Below are 12,231 nucleotides of genomic sequence, written 5' to 3'. Positions count from 1 at the left end.
TAGCCTGGAGGATCCTGCGAGGGCAAGGAGACTTTTCGCTGATCAGCGGGTCGTGCCGCGGGCGACGACCTGCGACCGGGCGAAGAGGGTGGTCACGGGGGTGTCCACCCGGTCGATGCGCGCGACCAGCCGCTCGAGGGCCGTGCGGGCGATCCACTCGATGCGGGAGTCCATCGAGGTGAGCGGCGGGGACAGGAACGCCGACTCCTCGACGTCGTCGAAGCCGATCACCTGCACCTCGTCCGGGATGCGCAGACCGCCCTCGCGCAGCGCCGAGAGCGCGCCGGTGGCGAGGACGTCGTTGAAGCAGACCAGGCCGTCGAACGGCACCCCCGCCTCGACGAGACCGCGGGCGACCCGGAAGCCGGAGCCGATCGTCCAGTCGTAGCCGGTGACGCCCACCAGCCGCGGGTCGAGGGTCCGGCCCGCGGCGGCGAGCTCCTCGAAGACGCCGCGCAGCCGCAGCTCGGCGTTGCCCTCGCGGGCGGAGCCGATCCGCCCGGCGTCGAAGGGGGCGTGCGCGCCCACGACGGCGAGGGTCGTGCTGCCCCGCTCGAGGAGGTGGGCGGTGGCGGCGCGCGCGTCGGCGACGTCGTCGGTCGTCACGCGGTCGACCAGCTCGTAGGTGTCGCGGGTGCCCAGGCAGACCAGGGGGTACTCGACGTCGAGCGCGGAGCGGTCGAGGGTCTCGTGCTCGGACAGCGAGAGCAGCAGGCCGTCGGTGAGCTGCGAGTTGAACCGCTCGAGCAGCCGGCGCGAGCCGTCGCCGCCGTCGTCGGGGTAGGTCGTCACGGAGACGACGAGATTCATGTCGCGCGCGGTCTCGATGACCGCCTCGGCCAGCTCGGCGAGGTAGACCGCCTTCAGGGTCGGCACCGCGAGCGTCACCGCATCGGTCCGGCCTCGGGTGAGGTTGCGGGCCGCGACGTTCACCGTGTAGCCGAGCTCCTCGACCGCCGCCCGGACGCGCTCCCGGGTGCCCTCGGCCATCCGGCCCGTGCCGTTGACGGCGTTCGACGCCGTCTTGAGCGAGACGCCGGCGCGCTCGGCGACGGACTCGAGCGTCGCCTTCCTGCGCGGTGGTGCCATGTCGAGCGCCTTCCGTCGTCCCGGGGTGGTCGGCCTCCCGGCCACCCCATGGATACACCACGGCTCGGCTCCGACACTGCGCGGGTGCCGATGGTCAACCCTCCCCGGTCGCCCGACCGCGATCGCGGAGCGCGGCGGATACTGGGAGCGCACCCGATAGCAGACAGATGTCGGACTGCGCGGAGCGCGGCCCGGCGAAGGAGGAATCGTGAAGGCACTGCGCTACACCACCGTCGGACAGGCCCCCGAGGTCGTCGAGATCGAGAAGCCCGTGCCCGGTCCGGGCGAGATCCTTCTGCGGGTGACCGCGGCCGGCGTCTGCCACTCCGACGACTACGTGATGAGCCTCCCCGAGGAGCACTACCTCGCTCAGCACTACCCGCTGCCGCTGACCCTCGGCCACGAGGGTGCGGGCGTGATCGAGGAGTTCGGCCCCGGCGTCGAGACGGGCCTGCAGATCGGCGAGGCCGTCGCCGTCTACGGACCGTGGGGCTGCGGTCACTGCCTCAACTGCTCGCGCGGCGCGGAGAACTACTGCACCAACGCCGAGGCGGAGGGCATCCGCCCGCCCGGGCTCGGCAATCAGGGCTCGATGGCCGAGTACATGATCGTCGACGACGTCCGCCACCTGATCCCGATCGGCGACCTCGATCCGGTGAAGAACGTCTCGCTCACCGACGCCGGCCTCACGCCGTACCACGCGATCAAGCGGAGCCTGCCGAAGCTCGGCGCGGGCACCTGCGCCGTCGTCATCGGCTCGGGCGGGCTCGGCCACGTCGGCATCCAGATCCTCAAGGCGCTCTCCGGCGCGACGGTGATCGTGCTCGACGTGAGCGAGGAGAAGCTCGAGCTGGCGAAGCACGTCGGAGCCGACGTCACGCTGATCAGCGACGCCTCCGCCGCCGAGAAGATCCGGGAGATCACCGGTGGGCTCGGCGCGGACGCCGTGTTCGACTTCGTCGGCGCCGGCCCGACCATCGCGACCGCCACGGCGGTCGCGGCCGTCGAGTCGGACGTGACCATCGTCGGCATCGGCGGCGGGCAGGCGACCGTCGGCTTCGGCACGATCGCCTACGACGCGGCCCTGCGGATCCCCTACTGGGGTTCGCGCAGCGAGCTGATCGAGGTCTTCGAGCTCGCCAAGGCCGGCCGGATCGACGTCGAGGTGCAGCAGTACGCCCTCGACGACGCCCCCCAGGCCTACGCGGACCTGCACGACGGCACCGTCCGCGGCCGCGCGGTCATCGTCCCGTAGGCCTTCCTGGTCGCCCCTTCCTGCTGATCCGGAGGGGCTCCTCTTCATGCTGGTCGAGTAGCCCCGGAGGGGCGTATCGAGACCCACGTCCTCCAGAACGCCGGATCTCGATACGCCCTCTCCGAGGGCTACTCGATCAGCATGGAGGAGACCCCACCCGTCTAGCCTTCGAGGATGCGCTCCCGGCTCCTGCACGCCCGCGAATCGTTCTGGTTCCTGCCCACGCTCTTCGGCGTCCTCGCGATCGTGCTGGCCTTCGGGCTGATCGAGCTCGACCGCCTGCTGATCCGCGCCGGGATACAGGACCTCCCGCTCGTCGAGGACCTCTCCGCGACCGGCGGCCGGGCGATCCTCTCCGCGATCGGCGGCACGATGCTCGGGGTCGCCGCGACCTCGTTCTCGATCACGATCTCGGTCCTCGCGACCACGTCCTCCGCCTACGGGCCGCGGCTGGTCCGCAACTTCATGGCCGACCGCGGCAACCAGGTCGTCCTCGCGGTCCTCACCTCGACGTTCCTCTACTCGCTGATCGTGCTGCGCTCGGTGCACACCGAGGAGGACGCGACCCTCGCCTTCGTGCCGGTCGTCGCGGTCGGCTTCGCGGTGGTGCTGGCCGTCGGCGACGTCGCCGTGCTCGTCTACTTCATCCACCACATCGCGCTGTCGGTGCAGGTGACCACGCTGCAGAAGCGCGTGCTCGGCGAGCTCGAGGACGTCATCGCGGAGCTCTCGGGCGAGGGTGAGCGGGACCCGCGCGAGGAGCCGTTCCCCGCCGGCGGCGTCGTGCTGACGGCGCCCCGCGCGGGCTACGTGGAGCAGCTGGAGCTGGAGCGCCTGATCGCGCTCGGCACCCGCCACGACGCGGTGCTGCGGGTGCTCGCCCAGCCCGGCGACCACGTGCTCGCCGGCGACCCGGTGCTCGAGGTCGTCCGAGGGGGCGACGGCTCGGGAGACCTGGCGGAGGCGGCGCTCGCCGCGGTCGTGATCGCCGACGCGCGCACTCCGCACCAGGACCTCCGCTACGCCGTGCAGCAGGTCGTCGAGATCGGCGTCCGCGGCCTGGCGACCGGCACCAACGACCCGTACACCGCGGTCAGCGCGCTCGACGCCCTGACCGGCGCGCTCGTCGAGCTCTGTCGGGGCGACGGCCCGCGCACCCGCTTCCGCGACGCCGACGGCGTCGCCCGCCTGTTCTGCACCTGGCCGACGGCGGCCGATCTCCTCGCCGAGGTCTACCTCGCCCTGCGCGCCTATGCGCTGGATCAGCCGCTCGTCGTCCGCGCCGGCCTCCGCCTGGCGCAGCGCCTCGAGCCGGTCGCCCGCGGTGCATCCCGAGCCGAGCTGCACCGCCAGATCGAGGCGTTCGCGGCGGCCTACGACGCCGCCGACCGCGACGCGCTCGAGGCCCCCGTGGTGCGCCGCGACCTGGCGGAGCTGCTCGCGCGCCTGTCCGCCGCGGATCGCGCGCGCGACTGAGGAACACCTGCTGACTCGATCAGCATGAATCGATTCGCAGCGACGGCTGCAGTCATGCTGGTCGAGTAGCCCCGCAGGGGCGTATCGAGACCCGCCGTCAGCGCAGCGGCGCCGTCGACGAGCGCAGCACGAGGCGCGCCTGCACGGCCGTGCGCTCCTGGCGCTCGCCGGTGCGGATCCGCGCGGCCAGCATCTGCAGGGCCTTCTCGCCCAGCAGCTGGTGGTCGAGGTGCATCGTCGTCAGCGGCGGCGAGTAGTAGGCGGACTCGGGCATGTCGTCGACGCCGACGATCGAGTAGTCGTCGGGTGCCGTGCGACCGCGCTCGGCCATCGCGCGGAGGAAGCCGAGCGCGATCTGGTCGTTGGCGGCCGACACCGCGGTGAACGACCCGGGATCGACGGCCCTGCCCTGCTCGGCTCCGGACCGCGCGTCCCACTCCCGGCACCGCAGCACCTCCAGCGGGGCGACGCCCGCCTCGGCCAGCGCCGCCCGGTAGCCGCGCTCGCGGTCGACGGCCTCGTTGCGGTCGCCGGGGCCCGCGAGGTGCAGGATCCGCCGGTGCCCGAGCTCGAGCAGGTGCCGGGTGCCGAGGAAGCCGGCACCGTAGGAGTCGGCGTAGGTGGAGTCGCCGGCCGGGCCGCCGCGCTCGGACCGCGTCACGACGGGGACGGACGCGGCGATGTACTCGACCAGCTCGTCGAGCCCGCCGTAGGGGGTGCCGACGATGATCCCGTCGACCTGGAACGAGAGCAGCTTGTCGACCGCGTGCCGCATCTCCTCGCGGGCGCCGGGGGCGTCCGGCCCGACCTCGATCAGCGCCGTGATCAGGGAGAGCCCCTCGGCGCGCGCCCCTCGGCTGACGCCCGTCAGCAGCTCGGAGTGCCCGTAGTTCAGCGGACCCATCGCGAGGAAGCCGATCGTGTCGGTGCGCTGCACCCGGAGGTTCCGGGCGACGCGGTTGTGCCGGTAGCCGAGCTCGGCGATCGCCGCCTCGATCCGCACGCGCGTCGCCGGTGCGACGTAGCCGCCGGTGAAGAAGCGGGAGACGGTCTGCGCCGAGACCTCGGCGTGCCGGCCGACGTCGGCCATGCTCGGCCGCGCGCGGGGAGGGGTCGTGCTCGACATCGAGGCTCCCTCCCTGGCGGCGACCCGCTCACTCTACTGAGCCGATTCCGGCCGGAATCCCGTTACCCGATCGTGACCCATCAACCGGTTGCGCGCATTGTCGTCCGAATGTGTTATCGATAACGTATCCCTCATCCACCGCCGCGAGAGCTCCAGTCCCGGCTCCGATCGGCGGATCCGACGTCGATGTCGCGCTGCTGCGATGTCGAGCAGCGAAAGGACGCGAAGATGCGTGCTCTGACCCGATCCCGTGCTCTGACCCGATCCGTCGCCCTCGCCACGGGAGCTCTCCTCCTCGCGGGCGTGGCCGGCTGCTCCGCGAGCGGTGGCGACTCCGGCGGGAGGACCGAGATCACCTGGTTCAAGCTCACCGAGTCGGCCGAGTCGGCCAACGCGACGATCAACGGGATCGTCGACGACTTCGAGGCCGCCAATCCCGACATCACGGTCAAGGTCGAGGAGCGCTCGACCGACGCCCACAAGGACGCGCTGCGCACCACGCTCGGCACGAGCGGCGCCCCCGACGTCTTCTTCTCCTGGGCCGGCCCCGGTCTCGGCGGCGAGTTCATCGACGCCGGCGCGAGCCTCGACCTGAAGGAGTACTACGACGAGTACGGCTGGGCCGACCGCTTCTCCGACACCGCGATGTCGACCGTCACCCAGTACGGCGGCTACGACGGCGTGCCCTACACCCAGCGCACCGAGGCGGTCTTCTACAACAAGGACCTCTTCGAGCAGGCCGGCATCGACGCCGCGCCCGCCAGCTACGACGAGCTCGTCGAGGACGCCGGGAAGCTCAAGGACGCGGGCATCACCCCGTTCGAGTTCGGCGGCACCGTCAACTGGCACGTGATGCGCCTGCTCGACAGCCTCCTCGAGACCGAGTGCGGCGCCGACGGCTACCAGGCCCTCGTCACCGGCGAGGCGAGCTGGGCCGACGAGTCGTGCGTCACCGACACCTTCACCGAGTTCGCCACCTGGACGAAGGACTACGTCAACGACGGCTTCATCTCGATCAACAACGACGAGTCCAGCTCGCTCTTCTTCGGCGGCAAGGCGGCCATGGCGATCGAGGGCGACTGGTTCAACCAGCAGGTCCGCGACGCCGGCATGTCCGAGGACTCGGTCGGCATCTTCGCCTTCCCCACCGGCACCGACCGCATCTACGGCTTCAACGAGAACAACTACATCTCGGCGAACTCCGAGCACCCCGCCGAGGCCGCGAAGTTCCTCGACTACCTGACCTCGGCCGAGGCGCAGTCGACGTTCATCGAGACCTTCGGCAGCCGCTCGGTCAACGTCGACGTCGCCCCCGAGGACCAGAGCGCCTTCGACGCCCTCTGGAACCCGATCACCGAGGCGGCGACCGGCGTCTACATGAACAACGACCAGAACCTCTCGCAGTCGCAGACCACGGAGTACTGGCGCATCCAGAACCTCGTCGCGACCGGCGAGCTCGACCCGTCCGACGCCGGCGCCGAGTTCCAGACGTTCATCGACCAGCAGTGACGCCGCGGGCGGAGGGGGCCGCGCGTCCCCTCCGCCCGAGCGCCGCCGTGCCCGAGCATCCCGTGTCCGAGACGTCCGAGAGGTCCGACATGACGACATCCACCCCCGCCCGCCCGCGGCGGGCCGCCCCGGAGCCGCCGCGGCCGAAGCACCCGCGCCGCCGGGCCCTCGCCCGCTTCGGCGGCACCGGCTTCCTCGCCGCACTGCCGTTCCTGGCACCGGCGCTCGCCGCCTACCTCGTCTTCGTGGTCGGCCCCTCGCTCGAGTCGGTGCGGCTCAGCTTCTTCGAGTGGTCCGGCTTCCAGGGCGCCCCGCAGGTCTTCGTCGGCCTGCAGAACTACGTCCGCATCTTCACCCAGGACCCGGTGTTCTGGACCGCGTTCTCGAACACCCTGATCTGGGTGGTGCTCTCCCTCTTCATCCCCGTCGGCCTGGGCCTCGTGATGGCGCTGGCGCTCAACCGCCCGCTGTTCGGCCGCAACGCTTTCCGCTCGCTCTTCTACATCCCGGGTGTGCTCGCCCCGATCGCCATCGCGAACATGTGGCGCTGGATGTACAACCCGAACTACGGCGTCGGCGTGAACCTCGCGCAGCTGTTCGACCTGCCCTGGCTGGCCGAGGTGCAGTGGCTCGGGGACAAGAACCTCGCGCTGTACTCGATCTTCGCGGCCTTCGTCTGGCAGATCGCGGGCACGAACATGGTGCTCTTCCTCGCCGGCCTGCAGAGCGTCTCGCCCGACCACGTCGAGGCGGCCCGGCTCGACGGTGCGAACGCCTGGCAGGTGTTCCGCAACGTGACGATCCCGGCGCTGCGGCCGACCACGGTCATCGTCGTGGTCCTCACGATCATCAACTCGATCAAGGTGTTCGACCTGATCGTCGGCATGACCGGCGGCGGCCCCGCGCAGCAGACGCAGGTGCTCGCGCTCTGGTCGTTCCAGCAGTCCTTCAACAACCACGAGTACGGCCAGGGCAACGCGATCGCCACGGTCCTGCTCGTGATCACCCTCGTCATCGTCGTCCCGTACATGGTGTGGACGGCACGTCAGGAGAAGAACTCATGAGCGTCACGAGCATCCCGACCAGCGCGCCCGGCCTGGTCGAGCCGCCGAAGCGGCAGCGCCGCCCGGTCGGCGGCCGCGACTACATCCGGGCAGGCCTCTGGATCGGGCTGGTCTTCGCCGTCCTGATCTGGGCGGTCCCGCTGATCTTCATGGTCTTCACCTCGCTGAAGAGCGAGGCGGACATCTTCAGCACCCCGGCCTTCGTGCCGCCGTGGTCGCCCGACTTCGGCAACTACGTCGAGGCACTGGACCGCGGCGACCTGCTCACCGCGGGCGGCAACAGCCTGATCATCGCGCTCTTCAAGGTGCCGATCGGTCTGTTCATCTCGGCGGCCGCCGCCTTCGCGCTGGCCCGGCTGCGGTTCCGCCGGCAGCGCCTGCTGATGGGCGTGATCGCGCTCGGCGCGATGGTGCCGATCCAGGTCGCGATCGCCCCGCTCTTCCAGGTGATCAACGGGCTGGGGCTGCTGAGCAGCAATGTCGGGATCATCCTGCCGTACATCGCGTTCGGCCTGCCGTACCAGACCTTCATCCTCTACGGCTTCTTCCGGCAGATCCCGGAGGAGATCGACGAGAGCGCGCGGATCGACGGCGCCGGCAACTGGCGCCTGTTCCTGACGATCATCCTGCCGCTGGCCCGCCCCGCCCTCGCCGCGCTGTTCATCCTCGACTTCGTCTCCACCTGGAACGAGTACTCCATCGCCCTCGCGCTGCTGCAGAGCCAGGACTCCTGGACGATCCCGCTCGCGCTGCAGGGCTTCCAGTCGCAGTTCACCAGCTCCTACGGGCCGCTGAACGCCTTCACCATCATGTCCGTCTTCCCCGTGCTGATCGTCTACCTGATGTTCCAGCGCTACTTCGTCGAGGGCGCCTTCGCCGGCGCCGTGAAGGGCTGACCGTGCCGCACACCACCGACACCGCCGAGCGGTTCTCGCGCGAGACGCGCCTGTTCGAGGTCCTCCGCGACCCGCGCGGGCACGCGATCGTCGAGCGCCGCCTCCCCGGGCTGGTGCACTCCTCGATCCTGCACACCCTGCACGGCTATCCGATCGGCCTCGTCGTCGACACCGAGGAGTCGCTCGGCGAGGCGGAGCGCGAGGCGCTGCTCGCCGAGGTCGCCGCGATCCCGACGGAGGAGCCCGCCCCGGTCCGCGAGCAGGAGCGGTTCGCCGAGCCGTCCGGGGACTACGAGGGCGCGGAGGTGCCGCTGGCGTCCGCCGCGGTGTCCGCGCCGGCCACGGCCTCCGTCTTCGGGCGCGTCGAGATCGAGCTGCGCGGCCCGTCGCACGGCAACCCGTTCGTCGACGTCGCGCTCTCGGCGATCGTCGACGGGCCGGGCGGCTCGGTGCGCGTGCCCGGCTTCTACGACGGCGACGGCGTGTACCGCCTGCGCTGGATGCCCGAGGCGACCGGCGAGTACGCCTGGACCACCTCGAGCAGCGCCCGCTCGCTCGACGGCGTCACCGGCTCCGTCTCGGTGACCGCGGCGCTCGAGGGGCGCCACGGCCCGGTGCGGGTGGCCGACACCTTCCACTTCGCGCACGCCGACGGCACCCGCCACCGCCCGCTGGGCACCACCTCCTACGCCTGGACGCACCAGGGCGACGAGCTGGAGGAGCGCACGCTCGCCGCGCTCGCCACCGCGCCGTTCACGAAGATGCGGATGTGCGTCTTCCCGAAGTCGTACCTCTTCAACGAGAACGAGCCCGAGCGCTACCCGTTCGAGGGCTCGCCGGCGACGGGGTTCGACTGGCAGCGCTTCGATCCGGAGTTCTGGGCGCACCTGGAGCAGCGGATCGAGCAGCTGGGGGAGCTCGGGATCGAGGCGGACCTCATCCTCTTCCACGCCTACGACCGCTGGGGCTTCTCGACGATGGACGCCGTCGCCGACGACCGCTACGTGCGCTACGCCGTGGCGCGGCTCGCCTCGTTCGCGAACGTCTGGTGGTCGCTCGCGAACGAGTACGACCTGCTGTTCGAGAAGACCGAGGAGGACTGGGAGCGCTTCGCGAGCATCGTCGTCGAGGACGACCCGTCGCGGCACCTGCTCTCGATCCACAACTGCCGCGAGTTCTACGACCACTCCCGCCCGTGGATCACGCATGCCAGCATCCAGCGGCAGGACGTCTACAAGACGGCCGAGATGACGACCGAGTGGCGCCGCTGGGGCAAGCCGGTCGTGATCGACGAGTGCGCCTACGAGGGCGACATCGACCAGGGCTGGGGCAACATCACCGGCGAGGAGCTGGTGCGGCGGTTCTGGGAGGGCGCGCTGCGCGGCGGCTACGTCGGGCACGGCGAGACGTACGTGCACCCGGACGACGTGCTCTGGTGGTCGAAGGGCGGCGAGCTGCGGGGGACGAGCCCGGCGCGGATCGCGTTCCTGGAGTCGGTGCTGGCCGCGGGGCCCGCTCGCGGCCTCGAGCCGATCCCGCTGGACTGGGACGTGCCGCGCGCCGGCGTCGAGGGCGAGTACTACCTCTACTACTTCGGCTTCGACCGGCCGACCTACCGCCGCTTCCTGCTCGAGCCCGACGTCTCGTACACGGTCGACGTGCTCGACACCTGGGCGATGACCGTCGAGCGCCTGCCCGGCACCTACTCGGGCCGCTTCCGCATCGACCTGCCGGGCCGCGAGCACATCGCGGTGCGCCTGCAGCGCGCGCACTGACGCCTCCCTGCTGATCGAGTAGCCCGCGGAGCGGGCGTATCGAGATCCACCCTGCTGACGACGGTGGGTCTCGATACGCCCCTGCGGGGCTGCTCGACCAGCATGGTGCGGGCGCATCCGAAGCAGGAGCAGCATGTTTATCGAGGACTCGAATCAATTCGACTAGGCTCGACGGCATGACCGAGAACACAGGCACCACCGAGACTCCGGGGGAGCTGCGCGTCGGCGTCGTCGGCCTCGGCTTCGCCGGCACCACCCACCTCGACGCCTTCCAGGCCCTCCCCGGCGCGCGCGTCGTCGCGCTCGCCGGCCAGGAGGAGGAGCGCCTGCGCGAGCTCGGCGCCAGCCGCGGCGTCCCCGACCTCTACGCCGACTGGGAGGACCTCGTCGCCCGCGACGACCTCGACGTCGTCTCGATCGGCGTGCCCAACCACCTGCACCACCCGATCGCCGTCGCCGCGCTCGCCTCCGGCAAGCACGTCTTCTGCGAGAAGCCGCTCGCCACGACCGCCGAGCTCGCCGCCGAGATGGTCGACGCGGCCCGCGCCAACGACCGCGTCCTCGAGATCGCCTACAACCACCGCCGTCGCGCCGACGTCGCCTACCTGCGCACCTACCTCGACGACGCCCCGCTCGGCGAGATCTACCACGCCCGCGCGAGCTGGCAGCGGCGCACCGGCATCCCCGGCATCGGCTCCTGGTTCACCAGCAAGGAGCTGGCGGGCGGCGGCCCGCTGATCGACCTCGGCTCGCACGTCCTCGACATCGCGCTGCACCTGCTCGGCGAGCCGCGGGTGACGAGCGTGTCCGCGGTCGCCTACGGCGAGATCGGCCGCTCCGGCCGCGGCGGGCGGCCGCACGGCGTCGCCGCCGCCGGCACGCACGCCTTCGAGGTCGAGGACTTCTCCAGCGCGCTGCTGCGCCTCGACAACGGCCGCAGCCTGCAGCTCGACGCCTCCTGGGCCAGCTACTCCAAGGTGCACGAGGACATCGAGGTCGAGCTGCTCGGCTCGGCCGGCGGTGCCCGCCTGCACGTCGCCGACTACGCGACGGAGGGGACGCTCACGTTCTACTCCGAGGTCGCCGGGGCCCCCACCACCTCGCGCCCCGACGTGCCGGTGCCCGCCGGGCACCACCGCTCGGTGATCGCGGAGTTCCTGGCCGCCATCGCCTCGGGTGCCGACGCGCCCGCCGGCGGACCCCGCTACGCCGGCCACTACGGCGACTACGCGCTGCACCGCAGCCGGGTGGTCGACGCGATCTACCGCTCCGCCGCCGAGAAGAAGGAGGTGGCGGTCGCATGAGCGCTCCCCTCGAGGTCCTGGTCTGGAACGAGTTCCGCCACGAGACGCGCGGCGACGAGACCGTGATGCGGCACTACCCCGACGGCATCCACCGGGTGATCGCGGACGGATTGTCCGAGTCGCTCGGCGACGCGGTCTCGGTGCGCACCGCGACCCTCCCCGAGCCCGAGCACGGGCTGACCGAGGAGGCGCTCGCGAAGACCGACGTGCTGCTCTGGTGGGCGCACATCGCGCACCCGGAGGTGTCGGACGAGGTCGTGCAGCGGGTGCTGCGGCACGTGCAGGAGGGGATGGGCATCCTGATCCTGCACTCCGGGCACTACTCGAAGATCTTCCAGGCGCTGATGGGCACGACCTGCTCGCTCAAGTGGCGGAACGACCACGACCGCGAGCTGGTCTGGACGATCGCGCCGACGCATCCGATCGCCGAGGGCGTGCCGAGCCCGATCGTCATCCCCGAGCAGGAGATGTACGGCGAGTACTTCGACATCCCGGTGCCCGAGGAGACGGTGTTCCTCTCGACGTTCTCGGGCGGCGAGGTCTTCCGCTCCGGAGTGACGTACACGCGGGGCCTCGGCAAAGTGTTCTACTTCTCGCCCGGCGACCAGGACTACCCCGTCTACCACCACCCCGACATCAAGCGGGTGCTGGCGAACGCGGTGCAGTGGGCGCGCCCGAAGCGCGAGCGCACCCCGCTGACGGCCGACCACCACCCCCGCGGCTGGTTCGAGTCCTGA

10 protein-coding genes are annotated in these 12,231 nt (G+C 71.1%); 8 read left to right on the top strand and 2 right to left on the bottom strand.

Features of this window, described 5'->3' with window-relative positions; all coding sequences use genetic code 11:
* Positions 1–42: 42 nt before the first annotated feature.
* Positions 43–1,089: a LacI family DNA-binding transcriptional regulator gene (locus HRK28_RS07565; RefSeq protein ID WP_173250877.1), complete on the bottom strand. Its 1,047-nt coding sequence runs from the start codon at positions 1,087–1,089 to the stop codon at positions 43–45.
* Positions 1,090–1,297: 208 nt separating this feature from the next.
* On the opposite strand from HRK28_RS07565, the gene HRK28_RS07560 reads away from it, so the two are divergent.
* Together HRK28_RS07560 and HRK28_RS07555 are read left to right on the top strand one after the other, a co-directional pair.
* Positions 1,298–2,344 (top strand): NAD(P)-dependent alcohol dehydrogenase, encoded by a 1,047-nt coding sequence (locus HRK28_RS07560; RefSeq protein ID WP_173250876.1) that lies wholly within the window; start codon positions 1,298–1,300, stop codon positions 2,342–2,344.
* Positions 2,345–2,518: 174 nt separating this feature from the next.
* Positions 2,519–3,820, top strand: a complete 1,302-nt coding sequence (locus tag HRK28_RS07555; protein WP_173250875.1) for a DUF2254 domain-containing protein — start codon at positions 2,519–2,521, stop codon at positions 3,818–3,820.
* A gap of 97 nt (positions 3,821–3,917) precedes the next feature.
* On the opposite strand, the gene HRK28_RS07550 is transcribed toward HRK28_RS07555, so the two are convergent.
* Positions 3,918–4,946: a LacI family DNA-binding transcriptional regulator gene (locus HRK28_RS07550; RefSeq protein ID WP_160086858.1), complete on the bottom strand. Its 1,029-nt coding sequence runs from the start codon at positions 4,944–4,946 to the stop codon at positions 3,918–3,920.
* Between the two features lie 228 nt (positions 4,947–5,174).
* On the opposite strand from HRK28_RS07550, the gene HRK28_RS07545 reads away from it, so the two are divergent.
* The 6 genes from HRK28_RS07545 (at position 5,175) to HRK28_RS07520 (ending at position 12,231) form a co-directional block, all read left to right on the top strand.
* The gene (locus HRK28_RS07545; RefSeq protein ID WP_160086860.1) at positions 5,175–6,455 is read left to right on the top strand and encodes an ABC transporter substrate-binding protein; all 1,281 of its coding nucleotides are present in this window, start codon (positions 5,175–5,177) and stop codon (positions 6,453–6,455) included.
* Positions 6,456–6,544: 89 nt separating this feature from the next.
* On the top strand, positions 6,545–7,519 hold the full coding sequence (locus HRK28_RS07540) for a carbohydrate ABC transporter permease (RefSeq protein WP_173250874.1): 975 nt from the start codon (positions 6,545–6,547) through the stop codon (positions 7,517–7,519).
* Positions 7,516–8,415: a carbohydrate ABC transporter permease gene (locus HRK28_RS07535; RefSeq protein WP_173250873.1), complete on the top strand. Its 900-nt coding sequence runs from the start codon at positions 7,516–7,518 to the stop codon at positions 8,413–8,415. The genes HRK28_RS07540 and HRK28_RS07535 overlap by 4 nt, the downstream gene beginning before the upstream one ends.
* Before the next feature lie 2 nt (positions 8,416–8,417).
* A complete protein-coding gene (locus HRK28_RS07530) occupies positions 8,418–10,190 on the top strand; it encodes a DUF5605 domain-containing protein (RefSeq protein ID WP_367948356.1) in 1,773 nt (590 codons plus the stop codon).
* Positions 10,191–10,366: 176 nt separating this feature from the next.
* On the top strand, positions 10,367–11,494 hold the full coding sequence (locus tag HRK28_RS07525) for a Gfo/Idh/MocA family protein (RefSeq protein WP_173250872.1): 1,128 nt from the start codon (positions 10,367–10,369) through the stop codon (positions 11,492–11,494).
* Positions 11,491–12,231, top strand: coding sequence for a ThuA domain-containing protein (locus tag HRK28_RS07520; protein ID WP_173250871.1), 741 nt, complete (start codon positions 11,491–11,493; stop codon positions 12,229–12,231). Before HRK28_RS07525 ends, HRK28_RS07520 begins: the two co-directional genes overlap by 4 nt.

This window comes from Rathayibacter sp. VKM Ac-2835, assembly GCF_013266705.1.
GTDB lineage: Bacteria > Actinomycetota > Actinomycetes > Actinomycetales > Microbacteriaceae > Rathayibacter.
Note: the sequence above shows the minus strand (reverse complement) of the source record. Positions and strands in the feature narration are given on the sequence as shown.